Below are 20,382 nucleotides of genomic sequence, written 5' to 3'. Positions count from 1 at the left end.
AAGAAAATTGGAGTTAATTCGACGAAGCAGACTCTCGATTCAAAAAGATGAAAAAAATTTTTGTTCAATGCATTAAAGAATTATCCCAATTTAAGCGAGATCGTCTGACTTTAGCACTTGCATTCGTGTTACCTTTCATGACTCTCTTGATTTTTGGTTTTGCCATTCGCTTAGAATCTAAAAATATTCCGATATATATTCAAGATTTTTCGTTAACTCCCTTAAGTCGTGCTTATATTGAACGTCTCCTCGCAACTAATCAGTTTAAGCGAATAGATGATAAATTTTTATCTAAGTATTCAGGGCAACAAACTGATATTTTAATTGCTCAAGGTATTGCTAAAGTAGCTGTTATTATTCCTCCCGATTTTAGCAAAAAAATTAAATCAAATTCTCCTAGTTTTGTTCAAATTTTAGTCGATGGAAGTGATGTTAATAATGCCCGTCTAATCAAAAATAGCATACAGGCTACTACTTTCTTTTTTTTACAATATGAGGGATTACAAACCAGCAACAATAATTTAACAGCACATCTTCGGATTTGGTTTAATCCGGGTCGTCAAGAACATCTTTATATTATACCTGGATTATATGGATTAATTTTATGGACTTATCCCTCGCTATTAGCAGCTATTGCCATGATCAGGGAAAAAACTGAAGGAACAATCGTTCAAGTTTATTCTTCCGCTATAACAGCCACAGAATTTATTTTAGGCAAAAGTTTTGCTTATCTTTTTATCGGTATTTTAGAAGCAGTTTTCATCATGGTTTGTGGCTTATTAATTTGGAAACTAAAATTAGTTATTGATCCTACAACTTTATTATTGGGAACTATCATTTTTTTATTTAATTCTACTTTATATGGAATTTTTATTGGAATTCGTGCACCCAATCAAACTGCGGCCATTGAAGCCGTTGCTATGACTGGTTTTTTAACAGCTTTACTTCTTTCAGGTTTTATTTATCCTATTAACAATATTCCTTTTCCTCTATCTCTAATTTCTTATCTCATTCCCACTAGATATTATATTGAAATAAGTCGGGATGCTTATGTTAGAGGAATTGGATGGAGTGGAGTTTGGCTTTCTTTACTTATTTTGATGCTTTGGGGAATAATTGTTTTTTATCTAACTTATCAATTAATCAAAAAAATGCAACTTAAGGATTAATAAATTATGCTTTTAAGTTTATTAAAAAATATATCAAATAGTCGTTTTTTGGCTCTATTTTTTAAAGAAGTTAATCAAATTGTAAGAGATAAAAATTTGTTGGTTTTTTTACTATTTTCTCCTATTGTTCAATTATTAATTTTTGGTTATTCTATTAATCCAGATATTCAACAATTAAAATTAGGAGTAGTTAATTACGATAACACTTTTCAAAGTCGTGAATTAATTTCTGAATTAACTGAAAATCAAGCTTTTAATTTGGAGATAATTTTAAAAAATGAGAAAGAATTAGACAAAAAAGTTAAAGAAGGTAAGCTAACTATTGGTTTAGTAATCCCTCCTGATTTTTCTCGAACATTAAGTCAAGATAAAATCACTGAAATTCAAATTATTATTGATGGAGTTGATGCAAATACTGCTGGAGTTTCCTGGGGCTATATCAAGCAAATAATTAGGCAATATAATCAAAAATTGAATCTAGACAAAGTTAGTCCATTAATTATTCCACAAACTATTTTTCTTTACAATCCAGGACTAACTAGTAGTTGGTTTTTTGTGACTGGAATCATGGGAGCTATTTTTACTTTAACCAGTTCTTTAGTTTCTTCTGGTACAGTGATACGAGAGAAAGATACAGGTACTTTAGAACAATTACTAATGACTCCATCGGAAGCGTGGGAAATTTTACTAGCGAAAATAGTCCCTTTATTTATGTTGCTAATGGGCAATGTTTTCTTATCTTTAGGACTTGGCATAATCGTTTTCAAAATTCCTTTACGAGGTAATTTTGCTTTATTTATGGTTCTATCAGGAGTTTATATCCTTATAGGAATTGGGATAGGAATTATATTAGCAACAATTTCCCGAACACAACAGCAAGCTTTCCTTTTATCTTTTTTTGTCAATTTGCCTTTAATTCAACTATCTGGATCAATTGCCCCTCTTGAAAGTATGCCTCTTATTCTTAAATATTTCTCTTTATTAAACCCTCTACGTCATTATGTTAATATCACTAGGGCAATTCTACTCAAAGGACTTAATCTCGATACACTTTGGCCTGAAGCAACTGCACTCGTTGGATTTGCTCTACTGATACTATCTATCGGGATCAACCGTTTTCGTCGTCAATTAAGTTAGCAGGGTAAGCGCACCTAAAACGCTATTGACAATTAGCCAATTTTGTGATTAGCATGGGCATAGGACAGCAATTCTAAATTTAAGAATTGACAAGCATTTCAGCGATCAGGAAGAAAGTATTGGGAGAATGGTAGGACTTACGCATTGACAAAAAGGCTCAAATTTGCATCCTCTAATTTTGGTAGCTAAGGATACAATTTATCGCCTGACCTCTTGACGAAACCCTCTCAGATTTGATTTACTCATGGAAGAGAGTCTCTTCTGACAAGACAGCTCATGAGAACGATTACCAAGCCAACGACCGCCAAGTGCAATCTCCCAATTTACACATTATTTTTGCTCTGTGAGCCTAAATAGGGCTGGCTGAAAGAAGCTGTAACCTTTATCGGAAAAGGCTTTTAGCTGAATTGAGAGTCGCTCAGGTGCAAGGAAATCTGCTAAAATCGCTTAAAACCCTTGCACCTTTCTTGGCTAGTACAAATGTACCGCAGAGTCGAGCTACTCCCAACCTCACCAGAAAACTTCGAGTTTTCCTCGGAGGGGAAATTATCCCCAGACAATCGTTGGGTAATTATGGCCAATATAATTCCTTGGTCAGAATTTGAAGAAGAATATGCCCAAAACTTCTCAGAAGAGATCTCTTGCAAAAGTAATCAAGATATATCCTTTTGTCGGTAACGAAATTCGTAATTGTAGATACCAGCAATCAAATTCAATCTCAGACCAAATCGCCGTCTGCGATTTCTGTATCTTGATGAAAGTATCCGAAATATTTTGAGACGACGATGAATATGTTCTATAACTATGCGCCGTTGTGATAACTGACGATTGGCTTTTTTTTGCTCTTTACTTAGTTTTTCTTTTTTCTTTTTTTTATGAGGAATTTGACTGTTTTGATGGATTTTCTGAATTCCTTGATAGCCTTTATCCCCTAATATTTCTATTTCCTTATTTAACCTTATTTTGCTCTCTTTCCACAGTCGAAAATCATGGACTCTTCCTTTCTCACAACGGACACAGATTACCTGCTCGCTTTTTTGATCGGCAACGACTTGCGACTTTAATGTGTGGTATCCCTGCTTGCCACTATAGTATGATTTCTGTTTTTTTTTGGGTCTTTCTATCTCATCTTCTGACACATCCACCACTATTATTTCTATTTCACTATTACTTTCTAATAGGGCTTTTTTTCCGGGTAGATTAAACAGACCTGATTTGATGAGAATATTCTCTACTTTCCTAACAATTCTATACGCCGTTGATTCGTTAACACCCCAACTATTTCCCCGATGAAAATAGGTGCGATATTCTCGCCAATATTCTAATGTTATTAGTAGTTGGTCTTCCGTACTCAATTTGCTAGGTCTACCTGTCTTTTTTTGCCAAACTTTTTCTGCCTTTAGGACTGTTACCATATCCTTAAATGTATCTGGATACACGACCCACAAGCGTTTGAACTCTGTTGGCTTTAAAGTTTTTACTTGTTCGTAAGTCATCGTTCAATCTTAACTCTTGGACTATTTTATCCTATTTTGTCTAGACTTATGCAAGAGATCTATTAAACTCATCCACATTGGAGAGTACATGGCTGAAGTGGAAGTCGAACTGATTGAGACTCCCGAAGGATGGTCGCCCTATTTATCATTAGAAGACGCTCAAAAATTAGATGATGTCCGGGAAGCCCTTCGTCAAGGTGATCTACAAAAAGCTTCCAATTTAGCACATCTTTACAAAATTACCCCTCTTACCGTTTAACTAAACCTTGACCAGAAAAAATTAAAAAGCGATCGCTATTCCTCAGAACAACACAGCGATCGGCTAACTTGTAACTATCACAAGCAACATTATTGGAGGGCTGATAATTCTTCCCGAAGAATACGGCTTGACATACCCCACGCCGTAAACGGACGTGGATTCTTCTAGCATCACTGCTGAGAATTTCGGGCTTCGACGAGTCCACTTGAATTAGATTCCTGGCGAAATCCCACCCAGAGGTGGTTCTCTCCTCAGACTTTCGCGACCTTACAGAAGCCTGTTCTCGTATGCCCTACGATACAGTTCAAAACCTCTAAAATAATTGGTTTCTTTGGTACTTGACGCTGAGAGCTTTTACCTATAGGAGCATTCCCCTATAGAACCCCATAACTCTAGTTTTCAAGGTGCGTTCATCGGTTGATGACTGGGTTTTTTAAGCGGTTGCTTACCCTGCCCGCTATTCTTATTAATATCATACATCCTATAAAGTCGCCCTAAAAGGGCGAGGCTTTAAACCCAATTTTTCGGTAAATCGGACTGAGTGAGCGATCGCTCCTTAGGAGATTGGATATATTGTTTTAAAACCTCATTAATTAGGGTTTGATAGCCCATTCCTGCGGTTTCAGCCTGTTCTCGAAAATAAGCTAGAATCTCATCATCTAGATAAATGGTAATGCGTGTTTTTCCCTTAGAGGAAATGAGCGCCCCCCGTTTTCCTTTAGAAAAATCATATTCCTTTCTCATAAGTTTTTCTCTCTTGTTTTGTAGCACGACGAGCAGAAATCAAGCGAATGACTTCACCCCGCAAAGTATAAATAACCACTAATAGTGATCCCATGTTTCCCATCCCCACTGCAATAAAACGTTCTTCTGTCACACAATCGGGAGCAAGATCATGAATAGCGAGGGGATCAAAAAACACCATTTCAGCTTCTGCAAAGGAAACACGGTGCTTTTGCCAGTTGGTTTTTGCTTTTCTGGGATCATATTCAAATGTCATACATACATTATATGTATCTTAGAAGGTTGAGTCAAGCTCAAAACCCCTTCAGAGAGTTGTGGTAATGGTTATTAACCTCAAAAAAGCGATCACTTTTTCCCGATCAAATATAATCTAGGTAGAAAATTGCCTAAAAATCGCTATGCTCAACGGGTACAAAATTATTGATGCTGATTCCCACGTCATTGAACCCCCCGCAATGTGGGGCCAATACCTAGAACCTAAATTTAGGGAATTTGCTCCTTCTGCTGACATGAAAATCAAAGGAGAACCGATTAGTCAAAAAATCTCCCCACAAGTCCAAGCAGAAGGGAATAAGCAGATGATGCAAGCTCATCCCCACGCTTATCTCAATCGCTATAACCCGGAATCCCATGTTCAATCTATGACACAAATGGGCATAGATGTGGCTTTTATTTATCCCAATTATGGACTGTGGTTATTTGCCATTGATAGCCTACCCGCCGAAGTGATGGGGGCTTTTGTCCGTGCTTACAATACATGGTTATATGAAGAATTTTGTAGCTATGACCCCGCTAGACTGAAAGGAGTCGCTGCAGTCAATCAACATGATCCCGAAGATATGGTCAAAGAGCTACACCGCAGCGCAACCTTGGGCTGGAAGGCGGTTTTTTTGCGCCCTAACCCCGTTAAAGGCAGAATTTTGAGCGATCCGGCATACGAACCCTTTTGGGCGGCCTGCGAGGATTTGGACATGGCTGTAGGAATTCATGAGGGACATTGGAGTCGTTTACCCACCACCGGCGCCGATCGATTTCACACCCGTTTTGCCCTTCATGCTTGTTCTCACCCCATGGAGCAGATGATGGCACTGTTAGCCTTAATAGAAGGAGGGGTGTTAGAACGTCATCCTAAGCTAAGAATCGGATTTTTAGAGTCGGGCTGCGGTTGGCTACCCTATTGGTTATGGAGACTTGACGAAGAGTATCAAGTTACACCTTGGGAGGTCAAAGATCGGGTAAGATTAATGCCATCAGAGTATTTTCGCCGTCAATGCTTTATTGCCGTTGACCCCTCTGAACCCTATCTATCTCAGCTTATAGACTATATTGGCAGTGATAATATTATCTTTGGCTCAGATTATCCACACATGGATCATAAGCCCGATATTGTTAGTCAAATAGTTCAGCTTGAGAAAGATTTAGCTAAAGAAACAGTGGAAAAGATACTTGCGTACAATCCTACCCGTTTTTATGGCTCAGTCTGAGTTTTTACAGTAAAATCAAATTTATTAACTAACTCCCAGGAGGAATTCACCAATGGCACAGGTCTTTACTCGCAGTTATGTTCAAAATTTACAATCAAATTTGTCTATAAAGATTGGACAAGAACCAAAATCGATCAATGGCGATCAATACAATCAATACTATTTTCAGCTACTTATTTTTGAAAATGAAGACACCCCTAAATTAGTCTATGGAACTAAGGAAGCTTTACAAACAAAATATAATTTAGCTCCCTCAAGTTTTCCTAGCTCAGGAGCTAAGGTTGACAGCGAATTTTCCCCATCAGGTCAAGACCCAGATAAGTATCCTTTAGCTCAAGCAGAATTGAGTACCGTTTATTTCTTATTACAAACACGAAAGCTATCTCAGATGATTGCTTACACATGGCTTGAGCCAGAAAATATACCAGATGAAATGAAAGCAAAAGTGAATTTGGTTAGAAAAATTTTGAGATTTCCTCACCAAAAAGTGTGTACTTATTGGCTTGATAACCCCCAAGAAGCTGAAAAACCTATAAGTGAGATCGATTTATCCAGAAAACTATTAGGAGATAGTGAAAAACCCACCCCCAAATGTAGTTGGTTGATTCAACCAGACAATATAAGTTATGACTTTATTGCTTTGGCTCTTTTGCTGTGTGGGCAAGCTTTCTATAAAGATAAAGTTAACTTTTATTATCCCGATAAACATGAACATTTTGCCCAGATTTGGGAGCCAATTGGCAGTATCTATCAGCTAATCTTTGAATACGGCCTTGATGTTACTTGGGAGCTTTTTCATGGTGTTATGACTGAACTTGTTCATACAGGGAAAGATTTTCCAGCTAGTAAAATAACAGTCCCCTATCCACCCAGACCTGGGGAATTCAATGTTAGCCAATCTGACATTGAAACTTGGGCAAAGGCAAATGAGCATGATGGTCCCTATCCATTTTATCCTATCAAAAATAGTGATGACTGGAAGAATCACCAATTGAAGCACGTTTATCCACCTTCACCTTATATTCCCCTGAGTTGTTTGTAATTATCTTCAATTTTAATTATGAAAATTGGTCAGAGAATCAAGAGATGACGCAAATTGATCAGCTTGATTTTCTGACTGAACTGATAAGCCAATGGAAAAAAAATATCAAATCAGCGAAAAACTCTACGAAAGTGCTAACTCCTTAGTTTATCGAGGTTTTCTTCGTGCCAATAATCAAGCAGTTATCCTTAAAATTCTCAAAGAAAATTACCCAACGCCATCGGAACTCACTCGCTATCAACAAGAATACCAGATCACTCGCTCTTTTAATGTTGATAATATTATTAAAGCTTATGATTTACAGCGATATGAAAACAGTTTAGTTATGCTTTTAGAAGACTTTGGTGGTCAATCTTTAAAATCATTACTAGAGCAAAGTCAATTCAACCTAGAAGAATTTTTAAAAATTGCCCTTAAGATTACTGAAGCTTTGGGTGTTATTCATAAAGCTAATATTATTCACAAAGACATTAACCCTTCTAATATTGTCTATAACCCCAAAACCGAACAACTTAAAGTTATTGATTTTGGTATTTCTAGCCAGTTAGCTCAAGAATTTATCAGCGTTATTTCTCCCTATCAATTAGAAGGAACGTTAGCTTATATTGCCCCTGAACAAACAGGAAGAATGAATCGTGGACTTGACTATCGTAGTGATTTTTATGCCCTTGGAGTCACTTTTTATGAACTTTTAACCCACAGAATTCCTTTTGAAACTACAGACCCAATGGAGTTAGTTCATTGTCATATTGCTCAAGACCCTTTACCCCTACACGAACTGATTTCAGACCTTCCCTTGGCTGTGTCTAATATTATCAAAAAACTATTAGCAAAAACCCCAGAAGAAAGATATCAGAGTGCTTGGGGAATTAAAAATGATTTAGAAATTTGTCTCAATCAACTCAAAAGAGGGGAACAGATTCAGCTATTTCCTTTAGGAAGTCGGGATCTTCCAGAAAAATTTCAGATTCCGCAAAAACTCTATGGTCGAGAATTAGAAGTTCAAAAACTCCTAAACATTTTTGAAAAAGTCAGTCAAGGATCATCGGAATTGATATTAATTTCGGGTTATTCTGGTATTGGTAAAACAGCTTTGGTTAATGAAATTTACAAACCAATCACAGGTAAACGGGGACGAATTATTAAGGGTAAATTTGACCAACTACAGCGAGATATTCCCTACTCAGCCATTACTCAAGCTTTTCAAGATTTAGTAAAACAGTTGTTAAGTGAACCAGAAAAACACCTTAATAAGTATAAAGACAAAATTTTAGAGGCGTTAGGAAATAATGGCCAAATTATTATTGATGTAATCCCTGAACTCGAAAAAATTATTGGTCAACAACCTCCTGTAGAACAACTGGATAAAACAGAAAGTCAAAATCGCTTTAACTTATTTTTTAAGCGGTTTCTCAGGATTTTGTGTCAACCAGAACATCCCCTAGTTGTTTTTATTGATGATTTACAATGGTCAGATTTATCTTCTCTAAATCTAATTGAGCAATTAATCTCAGATCCAGATATTAACTATTTTCTCCTAATTGGTGCTTATCGAGACAATGAAGTGGAACCAACTCATCCACTAATGCACACTTTAGACAAAATTAATCAAGCTCAAAAAACAATTAATACCTTCTCTCTTTCTCCTTTAAAAAGTAGAGAGATTAATCAGTTAATTGCTGATACCCTCAATTGTTCTAGAGAATTAGCTAAACCTTTAGGGGATTTGCTCAACAGAAAAACCAACGGAAATCCTTTTTTCTTAACACAGTTGCTTTATTCTCTTTACGATAGAAAATTGTTATTTATTGGTGAAAATTTAGATTTCAAGAAGCAAAAACATAAAAAAACAGTTTATTGGCAATGGAATATACAACAGATTGAAAGTGTATCTATAACTGATAATGTAGTTGATTTAATGGTGGATAACATTGAGAAATTATCCCAAGAAACTCAACAAGTTCTCAAACTAGCGGCTTGTATTGGCAATCAATTTAATTTAGAAATTCTTGCTATTATTAATCAAAAATCTGCAATTATTACCGCTCAAGAACTACAGTTGTCCCTAGATGAAGGCTTAGTTATTCCCTTAGACAAAAATTATAAGATTCCTCTACTATTGAATGCAGAAGACTTGTCAAATAATCGACAACAAGATGCTTTTAACTATTCCGCCGATATTTACTATCGATTTTTACATGACCGAGTGCAACAAGCGGCTTACTCTCTCATTTCTGAAGAAGAAAAAAAATATTTTCATCGGCAAATAGGACGTATTTTATTAGAAAATTATCAAGCTCATCAGCTACAAGATAAAATTTTTGATATTGTTAATCAGCTTAATGAGGGAGCAATATTAATTACTGAGCAATCAGAAAAAAACGAACTGGCTAACTTAAATCTTCAAGCGGGTAGAAAAGCCAAAGCATCAACGGCATACGACTCGGCTTTAAGATATTTAGAAAAGGGCTTAGAATTGTTAGCATTGGATAGCTGGAAAATGGATTATCAATCAACGCTAGAACTTCATGTCGAAACCTTAGAAGCTCTTTACTTAAATACTCAATTTGCCAAAATCGAGGAATTATCGGCTACCGTCTTGAATAGGGCTAAAAACATATTTGATCAACTCAGAGTATATGAAATACAAATTACCTACCACTTTACCATATTTCAACCTCAAAAAGCGATAGATATTGCTCTCAAGATTTTGCCAAAACTAGGTATCAAAATTTCTCTAGAAGAAAATGAAATTAAAAAAAGAATTAGTAACCGACATAAATCCATAAAATTGCTATTAAAAAATCAATCAATTGAAAAATTAGCCGATAAAACAATGATAGCCGACTCAAAAAAATTAGCATCAATAACAATAATGCTTTCCATACTATCGGCTGCAAATGTAATTAATTTTTCTCTATTTATGGAATTAGTATTAATTTTATCTTATCTTTGTATTAAACATGGAACTCCCCCGCAAGCCGATGTTATTTATAGTTATTATGGAATGCTTTTATGTGGAGTCATGGAAGAAATTGAGTATGGTTATAATTTTGGCAACCTGGCTGTTAAATTACTAGAAAAATATAATAATTTACTATCAAAACCACAGGTCTTCTTTTTGTATTATGCCTATGTGTGGTGTTGGAAAAATCCTATTAATCATCCAGTCCTCCAAGAAAAACTATTGGAGGGTTTACAACAAGGAGTAGATGTAGAACACAATAAATATTTTGGTTTTCTTGCTCAAGCCTATTGTGCTATCAAATTTTTGGGAGGATGCCAGTTAGAAGAAGTAGAACGAGATTGTGAAAAATACATTCATTTTGTGGAAAAACTTAATCAAGAGTATTCTCATAAATTCTTAGTTATTTTGACAAATACTGCTAAAAATGTCCGAGATATTGATCACCATCAAGATTTTTTATTGCTAGGAACTTCCCAAGAGGAAGAAGATAAACATCTCCAAGAATATCTTGATCAAAATAATCAATGGCTGCTCTTTATTTATTATTTCGGTAAAATGCTTAATTGTTATATTTTTAAAGCCTTTTCTGAATCCTTAGAAAACAGTCAACATACAGAAAAATATGTAGCAGTAACAAGCGGTGCAGCCCTATTTAAAGCACAACATAATTTTTACTTTTCTTTGAGCTTCTTAGCTCACTATCCTAACTGCGATCATAATCAACAACAGGAGTCATTGAATAAAGTTGCAAAACATCAGAAAAATATGGCAAAATGGGCAAGTCATTGTCAAGCTAATTTTCAACATAAATATGATCTAGTTGAAGCAGAAAAAGCCCGAGTCTTAGGTCAAAACTGGAAAGCTCAAGAATTTTATGAAAAAGCAATTCAGGGAGCAAAAAAATATGAATTTATCCATGAAGAGGCTTTAGCTTACGAACGTGCCTCTGAATTTTATTTTACTTTAGGTAGAGAAGAAATCGGTAAACTATATCTCAGAAATGCTTATCATTGTTATACGCGTTGGGGTGCAAAGGCCAAAGTTAAACAATTAGAAGAAGAATACCCTAAATATTTATTAGGCATCAGCAATCAAAACAAATCTAAGGGATTAAGTACCACTATCTCTACCACTGGAAATGATGGAGAAGTTCTTGATTTAAGCACTATTCTCAAAGCATCCCAAGCAATTTCTGGAGAAATCAAGCTAGAAAATCTTCTGCAAAATTTAATGAAAATTGTCATTGAAAATGCAGGAGCGCAAACAGGTTATCTGATTTTAGAAAAGGAAGAAAATTGGGTTATTGAAGCCCAAGGCACAATTGATCAAGAAACTATTAATATCTTACAGTCAATTCCCATAGAATCTATCGACCATGATAACTCAATTCCCATTTTACCCACTAGCATTATTAATTATGTCGCTCGCACAAAAGAAACTATCGTTTTAAATGATGCCACTTCTGAAGGTCAATTTACCAATGATTATTATATTGTGGCTAAACAAACTAAATCTATGCTTTGTATTCCTTTACTCAATCAAGGTCAAATAAAAGGAATTGTTTATTTAGAAAATAATCTAACCACAGGTGCATTTACTGATGAAAGAGTAGAACTATTAAACATTTTAGCGGCTCAAGCTGCTATCTCTATTGATAACTCCAGACTCTATCAAAACTTAGAACAAAGAGTGCAAGAACGCACTAAAGAACTCACAAATACTTTAGAGGTACTGAAAGCAACTCAAGCAGAACTTATCTTTGAAAATGACCTGCTTAAAAGTGCTGAACAACCTCCCAAATTTGTCTATCAAGTGGGGGGAAGTTTACCGATGGATGCACCGAATTATGTAGTTCGACAAGCCGATCGTAATCTTTATAAAGCTCTCAAACAAGGTCTATTTTGCTATGTTTTAAATGCACGTCAAATGGGAAAATCTAGCTTAATGGTACGGATGATGAGCCAGTTACAAAAGGAGGGAATTAGATGTGCAGTAATTGACTTAACTCGGCTAGGAACAGATAATATTACCCCCGAACAATGGTATAAAGGATTAGCCGTTGATCTGCTCCGCAGTTTTGGATTAATCAAACAATTGAAACCTTTTAAAGCTTGGTGGAGTGAACAATTAGACCTGCCTCCTGTACAACGATTGGGACAATTTATAGAAGAGTTTCTTCTAGTTAATAACGATTTTAATCAGTGGCAATCTAGACAATCGACTGTTATATTTATTGATGAAATTGATAGCATTTTAGGGTTAAAATTTGATGTCTCTGACTTTTTTGCTTTAATTCGTTCTTTTTATAACCATAGAGCGATTCGACCTCAATTTCAAGAGCTAACTTTTGCCTTTTTTGGTGCTACCACACCTTCAGCTTTAATTACTGACCCCCAGAAAACACCTTTTAATATTGGTAACGCTATTGAATTAGCAAGTTTTAAAGAACACGAAGCCCAACCTTTATTATATGGGTTAACAGAAAAAGTCAGTAATCTTCAGACAATGCTCAAACAAGTCTTAAGCTGGACGGGAGGGCAACCTTTCTTAACTCAAAAACTCTGTCAACTGATGCGGGATAGTGAGCAGCCAATCCCCTCTAATCAAGAAGAACAATGGTTAGCTCAGTTAGTAGCAGAAAAAATTATTCAAGATTGGGAGATGCAGGATCAACCTGAACATTTAAAAACCATTCAAGATCGCCTTCTTCAAAGTCCAAACCGACCCCAATTATTAACCTTGTATCGACAAATCCTGCATCAAGAAGCAATACAGATTGATAACAATCCCTATTTACCTGATTTATTTTTATCTGGATTAGTGGTAAAACGCCATGGTAAAATGGACGTTCATAATCGTATTTATCAGACGATATTTAATACTGATTGGCTTGAGCGATCGCTATCTTAAACTGAACCAGTATATTGACTTCCAAAGTATTTTTGATATAGTTGACAACTGACAATTGCTTGATTTTCTCTCAGTTTAATTAAACCCATACTATTAAGTTTATAAGCAATAATTGGATCGAGTATAATTGGTTGATTCCCTTGACAAATCTGTTGAAAAACATCGGCAAGTTCGGGTTGTTTTTGTAAAGTAACCCAGTGAAGCTGTAAATGAGAGGAATAAATCCCCGTTGATGTAGTTGCTGATTTGATTAAATCTGGCATCGTGATTCGCTCTTGGCTAAGATGATAAATTGCTAAATGAATCAAGGCAGGATGTCCCCCCACTAAGTCGATCAATTGTTGAATTTCGTTGGTTGCTAATTCATTTAATTGATATTTTTTTGCCAATTCTGCCACTTGTTCTTGATCAAAACCCTGTAACTCTATGGGTAATCCCACATTAAAAGGAGACTGTTCTAATCGCAGAGAAACATAAGATTCTGTGGATTGAACAATAATTAAACGTAATTTCTGCCACAGGGGAGATCGCTTAGATTCTTCATAACAAGCTCGGATTAAAGGGAAAAAATCTTCCGCTACTTTCGGATGTTCAAAGACTCGATGCACTCCATCTAAAGCCAATACCAGTGGCTGTTTTATTTCTCGTAAAATATACTCTTCAAAATAAATTGTCCAACTCATTTTAATTCCTATATCTTCATCCCAATAATCATCTAATTTGGCTTCTAAATTCAACTGCCGAGCGCAATTACGGCAAATCCAGCGTAAGAACTTGTTAAAATTTGCTATAATGTCTTGGTCTGCTTGTTGTAAATCTAACCTAACAACTCGATAACCGAATTGTTGTTGACAAACCTCTAAAATTGTTAATAATAAAGACGTTTTCCCCCATTTTTTGGGCGCTTTAATGCGTACTAACGCCCCAGATTGACCGAGTTCCTCGATAATTTTTGCTTCAAGTTTTGTTCGTTTTAGATAATAATAAGAATTATAGGGAACAGGAGCATCGGGGTATTCTGAACGCTCATTCTGGGGATATTCATTACCGCAATACTGAAGCGATGTGGAGTTGGTAAAATGAGATTGTAGTCTAGATAAAAAATTTTTCTTATTGATCGGAGAACCGATCAGTTGCGAGACTTTATCATAGAGTCGTGGCGCAACTACATTGGCAAGATAGCTGCTACTATAACCGTTTTCTTGGGCAATTTCTTGATAGTTCTTTTTCTGCCAAAGTCCTCGCAATAATAATTGTTCTGTGTCATTGAGACAGCGATTCTCAAGCTTGAGCAGTTGCCGATTAAGAATCTCTTGGATTTCCTCGAATTTCATTATTTTTGTCTAAGGTAAGAAGATTTGAAGAAATAGATTGTTTGATTTTCCAGTTCCGTTGCAGCCAGAAATCTTGAATCTTGACATAACAGCACCGATTCAAACTGGAATGGGCATATTTGACAAACAAGCTGACGAGAACTGGCAACCGACAAAATTGTGCGATGGCAACCCTGAGAGGGATTAAATTCCCCCCTTGCTAGGAAATTATAGCATTTCTTGTCAAGGTCAATTACACGGCAGCAATTATCTCTTGATAATTTCTATCAAAACCCCTGAGTCTTCAGCGTCTAACTCCTCGATAATCCTATTAAGAATTAATTCGGAAAAATCCTCACAGGATTTGACTAGACAGGGTTTTAGCAATCAGATGTACTGCATTTAAACTGCCTATTGAGAATTTTAGTACAGTGGCTGCTCCCAATCTTGCCAACAACTCTGAACAGTTACTGTTCATCCTTCAATACACTTGCTCCCAGAGCTTTTAGGGTTTCTTGCAGCATTTCAGCGCGAGAAATATTACCCTGATCTTTTAATAATTGTAGGCCTTTTTGCCAAATCTCGATCGCCTCATTATAACTACCGAAAACTATATAAGCAACCCCTAGATTTTGGTAAATAGTGGGATTATCGGGGTTTAACTTGAGAGCTTTTTTATAAGCTTTAATCGATTCTGGTAGCCGATGCAGTTGTTTGAGAACCAGTCCTAAATTATAGTAACCATCGGCATAGCTAGGATCAATTTCTACGGTTTTCTCAAAGATAGATAAGGCAGTTTCGTAGTTTTCTCCTTCGTATAATAACCCACCTAAATTATTATAAGCACCCAGTTTTAATTGAGCTAAAATTGGCTGCTCGATCGCCTTAATAAAATGATCGACTGATTTTTTTAATTCCTCCACTGAATAATAATAATTAGCGAGATGATAATATAACTCGTATAAAATATGCGGATTAGAGCCATGGCATTTTAAACCATGTTTGAGCAGCTTAAAACCCTCTTTATCCCTGCCAATCTTCAGATATAACCCTCCCAATTTACTACACACATAGGGATCGTGGGGATGTTGCTGATAAAAACCCTCCATCGCTTTTCTTGCCCGTTCAAACTTATCTAAGCTGGCTATTTTATCGACGGTGTAACCGTAGTGAAATATCGCAATTTCTGGCAGTTCAACTATTTTCCAATCAGGTTCTTTTTTTAATAAGATGGCCACATTATCATCAATAATTGAGTGATAGGGACGGGTAAAAGTGACTTGAGGATGTCGGCGAAATAGCCGCGAAATTAGAGAATAAGGTGATTGTACGGCTCCGATTTCATGGCGGATTAAATTAATAACTAAATTTTCCTCTTTTTCCATTGCCCGACGCATTTTCGGTACGATAGCCGGATTTAATTCCTCATCGGCATCAAGGACTAAAATCCAATCGCCAGTAACATATTTTAAAGCCTCATTTCTGGCATCGGAAAAATTACCCCGCCAATCGTAGCTAGGAACTATGGCACCGTAACTTTGAGCAATAGCAATCGTATCATCGGTCGAACCCGTATCCATAACGATCATCTCATCCACTACCTCTTTGACGCTATCCAAACAGCGCCGGAGATTTTCGGCTTCATTTTTGACAATCATGCAGAGACTAAGTTTAGGCATAACTTTACCTTAAATGTCGGTTTGAAGGCTCTCGGTTTCACCGACGAGATGAAAAACCGACCAGTATAAAACAGCGAAGCACCGGTAATATTCAGGGGAAAACAGCACGAGTTTTAAGATAATTAGTTTTCATCCTCTTGACACTTTGTACGATGAATCGCTATGATAATAGCATAACACATTGAGGGGTCGAATCGATGGGAGTCATAGAGTTTAAGTTAAAAACCAATTCACACCAAGAAATAGCCATTCAGGAGGCTATAAGAGTGGGACAGTTTATTCGGAATAAGTGTCTAAGATTTTGGATGGACTCTACCAAAGAAGATAAGGTTAACTATGCTACTTTATGTAGGCTAACTACCGAATTATCTAATAGTCCTGAATTTTCTTTTGTTGGTAAACTCAACTCTATGGCTCGTCAGGCAAGTGCCGAAAGAGCTTGGTTTTCTATATCCCGTTTCTACAACAACTGCCAAAAGGGTTTGGCGAAAAAAGGCTATCCTAAATTCAAAAAGTTTTCAAGGTCTGTCGAGTACAAAACTTCTGGTTGGAAGCTAACAGAAGACAAAAAGTTTATCCAGATCACGGATAAAACAGGGATCGGTAAATTAAAGCTAATCGGCACTTTTAACCGTCAACTCTTAGACAAAACCACAATCAAGAGAGTCAGGCTTATTCAACGAGCAGACGGCTTTTATTGTCAATTTGTTTTAGACATTGAGCGAGTAGAACCCTTTAACTCTACGGGGAAAGAAGTGGGCATTGATTTAGGTTTAAACCATTTCTTAACCGACTCTAATGGGGATAAAATTGATAACCCACGATTTCTTCGTCAAGCAGAAAGACGCTTAAAAAAAGCACAGCGTAAGCTCTCAAAGAAGAAAAAGGGAAGCCAGAAAAGGTTAAAACAGAAATCTAAAGTAGCTCGCCTTCATCTAAAAGTTTCTCGACAACGTAAAGATTTTGCCGTAAAGACAGCAAAAGCGTTAATCCAATCTAACGATTTGGTAGTCTATGAAGACCTGAAGGTGTCCAGTATGGGGAAAAATCCTAAGCTTGCTAAATCTATTTCAGATGCAAGTTGGTCGATGTTCACCGATTGGCTAGACTACTTTGGGAAAATACACGGAAAGTTTGTGATAGCAGTGAACCCACAATATACTAGCCAACAATGTTCTGATTGTGGCAATCTTGTCAAGAAAACATTGTCTGTAAGAACTCATATTTGTTCTTGTGGGTGTGTCTTGGATAGAGATGAAAACGCCGCTATAAACATTCTCGCACGCGCCAATACTGTCGGGCGGACAGAAATTCAAGCCCGACTACAGACTACCCACTGTCTATTAGGTGAAAGCTTAATAGATAAGGTAACTGGATGAACAGGGAATCCCTCGCTTGAGTGCGATGGGAGCGTCAATCACTCTAGCGGCCAATCAATAACCAACCGATTATTGATCATCCTCCGAGTCTACCTTAAACCGTTCTACCGAAGACAGCAGCTCCCGGGAGATACTCACCAATTTTTGCAGAGAACCCGCCACCCGTTGGGATTCTTGGGAAGTTTCCTGAGCGGTTAACTCCACCGACTGCATAACTTGGGCGACATTGAGGGAATTTTCCCGTTGTTTGACCGTATCGGCGGTAATCGATCGCACCAGCGTATCGATGCGGTTAGAAACTTGGATAATATCTTCTAGGGACTTCTTCGCCTGTTCCGAGCGCTCGGTGACATCGATAACCTGCTGAATCCCTTCCTCCATCGCCGTCATTACCGAACCCGTTTCCGATTGGATCTGTAAAACGATCTGTTCAATTTCCTTAAGAGATTTAGCAGATCTATCGGCTAACTGGCGCACCTCATCGGCCACAACTGCAAAACCGCGGCCCGCATCTCCCGCTCGCGCCGCTTGAATCGAGGCATTAAGAGCCAATAAATTAGTCCGCGAGGCAATCTGAGAGATTACCGCAACAATTTTCGAGATTTCCTGGGAAGCTACCGCCAAACGCTTGACTTTTCGCGCCGTTTCTGATACCGTGTCACGGATTTGCAGAATTCCCACCACGGTTCTTTCCACGGAATCGCCCCCCTTCAGGGCAGTAATCGAGGAAGTGCGGGCGACATCTTCGGCTTCTCTGGCGTTTTCTGCCACCCGTTGAATTGAGTCGGTCATCATCTGCACCGAATTAAGGGTGACGGCCAATTCCTCCGCCATCCGCAGGGCATCGCTAGACTGATTGCGGGCGAAAGATTCACTATTGGTACTGGCTTGATTCACCTGTTTTGCCGCTTTTTTCACCTGTCGGACAATTTCGCGCAAGTTTTGGATAGTCAAATTAAAAGCATCGGCCACCGCCCCTAAAACATCGGCGCTTACCTCCGCTTCCACGGTGAGATCCCCCCTAGCGGCTCCTTCCACATCATCGAGAAGTCGAATCACTTGCCGTTGTAGGTCTTCCCGTTCCCGTTCCGTTTCGGCGGCGCGGCCTTGGGCTTCCCGGGTGGTCGTTACCACCACCCGGGCCATCTGATTGAAGCGATTGGCCAGTTGACCGAATTCATCTTCCGAGTAGATCGTCGCTTTAGCGTTAAAATTACCTTCCGAGAGGTGAGCGAATTGGCTTTGCAGATCGTTGAGACTCCGCTTAATCTGACTAATTAGCAACTGTAAACCTAGCCAAGTCAGGGCAAAGGTTCCCACTCCAGTTAATAACATCATTGCTGGTTTCGGTTGACTAAAAGGGGAAAGGCTGGCTGGGGCTGGTTTGGGGGCAACTTTTTCGGTTTTTTCCTTGCTATTCGGGGCTGGTTTGGCAGTCAAGAGGTTAGAAATCCAAGAGGCGTTACTAACGGCAAAAATTAAGATTACAGGGGTAATACCCGCTAAAGCCGCTAAAATTAGTTGCTTTTTGCCTAAAGAAGCATTGACAAAAAAGGCTAATTTGCCCGGATTGACTTCCACCACTGGCTTGAGCAAGCGATCGGAAGCATTGGCAAGATGACTATCTCTTTTGTCATCGGGAATTTTTAGACGAGAAGGATTAAAATTAGGCTCTCCCACACCAGAACTGGCATTAAGGGACCCACTGGCTTCGGGGGCAAAACCACTGCTTAATGCCTCCCCTCCCGAACGGGTAAATAGATCTGAGTCCCCCAGTCCTCGGGCCAGATCCGTCAGAGCCAGTGGGGGAAAACCGTCTAAATCCTCATCATTGAGTTTTGGTTCCCTAAAATCTCTGGCGTCGTCCTCCTCGTATCTTTTTTGAGGGACTCTGCCCTGATTAAGGCCAGTTTTTGCCCCTTGTCGCTGGGTCGGTTCCAGGTCAATGGCAAAATTGCTTTCTCCTAGGGTATCGGTAGAGGATAACTCCTGATCTCTACCAGTGAGGGGATTTTCCCGCCGGTCAGAGGAAACCATAAAAGGGGCTTCTCCCGTTGACCCTAACTCACCGCCCCACCCTTCCTGCAGCGAGTCAATCTCCGCTGCTTCTACAAAGGGGAAAGCTGGTTCCCCTTTTGCAGAATCGCCAGACCACTGGGAACCGTGAGAGCCTGAACTGGACAGGGTAAGGGAACTAAAGGCGGTTTCCTCCGATTCCCCAAAATCATCGTCATAGGAATCGACTTTACCCACCCTAGGCTCGCTGAGAGCCTCCTGATTGAAAAGACCACTATCCGAATCCATCCCTTCATTTTGCCAATCGGGGTCAGCCGCTTGCGACTCCCTCGACCGAGAATTGCTAAAACCTTGACCTGGATCGAAAGCTGCCTCCCTGTAGGCAATGCTTTCCGTAGCAGCGATCGTAAAATCTTCATCCTCGGCTTTAAAACGCCATTGCCGAATCTGATCGAGCCCCTGTCGAGCATAATCCACCAGATCGGAGCGATTGGGGGAATTTTTAGCCAATTGCAGCACTTTTTCGTAACTTTCCCTAGCCAAGCTGTATTTTTGTAGTCCTAGATCAATGTGGCCCTGTAAAAGCAGCACGTTGGGATCATCGGGATACTTGCCGATCATGTCTTTGATAATGACGGCAGCATTCTCAAGGTTGCCCTGGCAATAGGCGATGTTAGCCTGTCCATAGAGTTTTGCGTATTCTGTCCCTGACGGCATTGGCCTCTCCCCTAGTCAAGATAAAGTGGTCAAGTATTTAGTAGTTTAAAGAAAGAATTGCTATAAATG

Annotated in this window: 14 protein-coding genes and 1 pseudogene; 8 read left to right on the top strand and 7 right to left on the bottom strand. The window is 38.3% G+C overall.

Features of this window, described 5'->3' with window-relative positions:
* Nucleotides 1-47: 47 nt before the first annotated feature.
* The 3 genes and pseudogenes from GQR42_RS14090 to GQR42_RS14080 form a co-directional block, all read left to right on the top strand.
* Nucleotides 48-1,169, top strand: a complete 1,122-nt coding sequence (locus tag GQR42_RS14090) for an ABC transporter permease (RefSeq protein WP_158200443.1) — start codon at nt 48-50, stop codon at nt 1,167-1,169.
* A gap of 6 nt (nt 1,170-1,175) precedes the next feature.
* Nucleotides 1,176-2,306: an ABC transporter permease gene (locus GQR42_RS14085; RefSeq protein ID WP_158200442.1), complete on the top strand. Its 1,131-nt coding sequence runs from the start codon at nt 1,176-1,178 to the stop codon at nt 2,304-2,306.
* Between the two features lie 480 nt (nt 2,307-2,786).
* Nucleotides 2,787-2,942, top strand: a pseudogene (locus GQR42_RS14080) (IS5/IS1182 family transposase); the annotation flags it as partial.
* Between the two features lie 17 nt (nt 2,943-2,959).
* Here the strand turns inward: GQR42_RS14080 and GQR42_RS14075 are convergent.
* Entirely contained in the window at nt 2,960-3,802 is an 843-nt protein-coding gene (locus GQR42_RS14075) for an IS5 family transposase (protein ID WP_158200441.1), read from the bottom strand.
* Between the two features lie 88 nt (nt 3,803-3,890).
* Here GQR42_RS14075 and GQR42_RS27790 point away from each other — a divergent pair, with 88 nt between their 5' ends.
* Nucleotides 3,891-4,061: a hypothetical protein gene (locus tag GQR42_RS27790; RefSeq protein ID WP_002738933.1), complete on the top strand. Its 171-nt coding sequence runs from the start codon at nt 3,891-3,893 to the stop codon at nt 4,059-4,061.
* Here the strand turns inward: GQR42_RS27790 and GQR42_RS28800 are convergent.
* The 3 genes from GQR42_RS28800 to GQR42_RS14060 all read right to left on the bottom strand — a co-directional run bounded on the left by GQR42_RS28800 (nt 4,051) and on the right by GQR42_RS14060 (nt 5,061).
* A complete protein-coding gene (locus GQR42_RS28800) occupies nt 4,051-4,266 on the bottom strand; it encodes a hypothetical protein (protein WP_233271009.1) in 216 nt (71 codons plus the stop codon). The two genes, GQR42_RS27790 and GQR42_RS28800, sit on opposite strands and share 11 nt — an antisense overlap.
* A gap of 305 nt (nt 4,267-4,571) precedes the next feature.
* Nucleotides 4,572-4,805 carry a BrnA antitoxin family protein gene (locus tag GQR42_RS14065; RefSeq protein ID WP_158200440.1) on the bottom strand — a complete coding sequence of 78 codons (234 nt, stop codon included), beginning with the start codon at nt 4,803-4,805 and terminating at the stop codon, nt 4,572-4,574.
* Entirely contained in the window at nt 4,789-5,061 is a 273-nt protein-coding gene (locus GQR42_RS14060) for a BrnT family toxin (RefSeq protein ID WP_158200439.1), read from the bottom strand. Before GQR42_RS14060 ends, GQR42_RS14065 begins: the two co-directional genes overlap by 17 nt.
* A 142-nt stretch (nt 5,062-5,203) precedes the next feature.
* Between GQR42_RS14060 and GQR42_RS14055 the strand changes: the two genes are divergently transcribed.
* The 3 genes from GQR42_RS14055 (at nt 5,204) to GQR42_RS14045 (ending at nt 13,209) form a co-directional block, all read left to right on the top strand.
* Complete coding sequence (locus tag GQR42_RS14055) at nt 5,204-6,289, top strand: amidohydrolase family protein (RefSeq protein WP_158200438.1); 1,086 nt, start codon at nt 5,204-5,206, stop codon at nt 6,287-6,289.
* Nucleotides 6,290-6,341: 52 nt separating this feature from the next.
* Entirely contained in the window at nt 6,342-7,331 is a 990-nt protein-coding gene (locus GQR42_RS14050) for a hypothetical protein (protein ID WP_158200437.1), read from the top strand.
* 91 nt (nt 7,332-7,422) lie between these two features.
* On the top strand, nt 7,423-13,209 hold the full coding sequence (locus GQR42_RS14045) for an AAA family ATPase (RefSeq protein WP_158200436.1): 5,787 nt from the start codon (nt 7,423-7,425) through the stop codon (nt 13,207-13,209).
* Here the strand turns inward: GQR42_RS14045 and GQR42_RS14040 are convergent.
* Both GQR42_RS14040 and GQR42_RS14035 read right to left on the bottom strand, forming a co-directional pair.
* Nucleotides 13,206-14,543 carry an AAA-like domain-containing protein gene (locus GQR42_RS14040; RefSeq protein WP_158200435.1) on the bottom strand — a complete coding sequence of 446 codons (1,338 nt, stop codon included), beginning with the start codon at nt 14,541-14,543 and terminating at the stop codon, nt 13,206-13,208. The two genes, GQR42_RS14045 and GQR42_RS14040, sit on opposite strands and share 4 nt — an antisense overlap.
* 446 nt (nt 14,544-14,989) lie before the next feature.
* The gene (locus GQR42_RS14035) at nt 14,990-16,201 is read right to left on the bottom strand and encodes a glycosyltransferase (RefSeq protein WP_158200434.1); all 1,212 of its coding nucleotides are present in this window, start codon (nt 16,199-16,201) and stop codon (nt 14,990-14,992) included.
* Between the two features lie 197 nt (nt 16,202-16,398).
* On the opposite strand from GQR42_RS14035, the gene GQR42_RS14030 reads away from it, so the two are divergent.
* Nucleotides 16,399-17,580 (top strand): RNA-guided endonuclease InsQ/TnpB family protein, encoded by a 1,182-nt coding sequence (locus GQR42_RS14030; protein WP_158200433.1) that lies wholly within the window; start codon nt 16,399-16,401, stop codon nt 17,578-17,580.
* A gap of 69 nt (nt 17,581-17,649) precedes the next feature.
* On the opposite strand, the gene GQR42_RS14025 is transcribed toward GQR42_RS14030, so the two are convergent.
* Nucleotides 17,650-20,313 (bottom strand): methyl-accepting chemotaxis protein, encoded by a 2,664-nt coding sequence (locus GQR42_RS14025; protein WP_158200432.1) that lies wholly within the window; start codon nt 20,311-20,313, stop codon nt 17,650-17,652.
* Nucleotides 20,314-20,382: the final 69 nt, after the last annotated feature.

The organism is Microcystis aeruginosa FD4, assembly GCF_009792235.1.
In the GTDB taxonomy this organism is placed as follows: domain Bacteria; phylum Cyanobacteriota; class Cyanobacteriia; order Cyanobacteriales; family Microcystaceae; genus Microcystis; species Microcystis viridis.
This window is presented reverse-complemented; position numbering and strand designations above follow the sequence as displayed.

Excerpts from the sequence above, each read along its gene's own strand:
- GQR42_RS14090 (WP_158200443.1), top strand. The coding sequence starts at position 48 with ATGAAAAAAATTTTTGTTCAATGCATTAAAGAATTATCCCAATTTAAG.
- GQR42_RS14085 (WP_158200442.1), top strand. The coding sequence starts at position 1,176 with ATGCTTTTAAGTTTATTAAAAAATATATCAAATAGTCGTTTTTTGGCT.
- GQR42_RS14075 (WP_158200441.1), bottom strand. The coding sequence starts at position 3,802 with ATGACTTACGAACAAGTAAAAACTTTAAAGCCAACAGAGTTCAAACGC.
- GQR42_RS27790 (WP_002738933.1), top strand. The coding sequence starts at position 3,891 with ATGGCTGAAGTGGAAGTCGAACTGATTGAGACTCCCGAAGGATGGTCG.
- GQR42_RS14065 (WP_158200440.1), bottom strand. The coding sequence starts at position 4,805 with ATGAGAAAGGAATATGATTTTTCTAAAGGAAAACGGGGGGCGCTCATT.
- GQR42_RS14060 (WP_158200439.1), bottom strand. The coding sequence starts at position 5,061 with ATGACATTTGAATATGATCCCAGAAAAGCAAAAACCAACTGGCAAAAG.
- GQR42_RS14055 (WP_158200438.1), top strand. The coding sequence starts at position 5,204 with ATGCTCAACGGGTACAAAATTATTGATGCTGATTCCCACGTCATTGAA.
- GQR42_RS14050 (WP_158200437.1), top strand. The coding sequence starts at position 6,342 with ATGGCACAGGTCTTTACTCGCAGTTATGTTCAAAATTTACAATCAAAT.
- GQR42_RS14045 (WP_158200436.1), top strand. The coding sequence starts at position 7,423 with ATGGAAAAAAAATATCAAATCAGCGAAAAACTCTACGAAAGTGCTAAC.
- GQR42_RS14040 (WP_158200435.1), bottom strand. The coding sequence starts at position 14,543 with ATGAAATTCGAGGAAATCCAAGAGATTCTTAATCGGCAACTGCTCAAG.
- GQR42_RS14035 (WP_158200434.1), bottom strand. The coding sequence starts at position 16,201 with ATGCCTAAACTTAGTCTCTGCATGATTGTCAAAAATGAAGCCGAAAAT.
- GQR42_RS14030 (WP_158200433.1), top strand. The coding sequence starts at position 16,399 with ATGGGAGTCATAGAGTTTAAGTTAAAAACCAATTCACACCAAGAAATA.
- GQR42_RS14025 (WP_158200432.1), bottom strand. The coding sequence starts at position 20,313 with ATGCCGTCAGGGACAGAATACGCAAAACTCTATGGACAGGCTAACATC.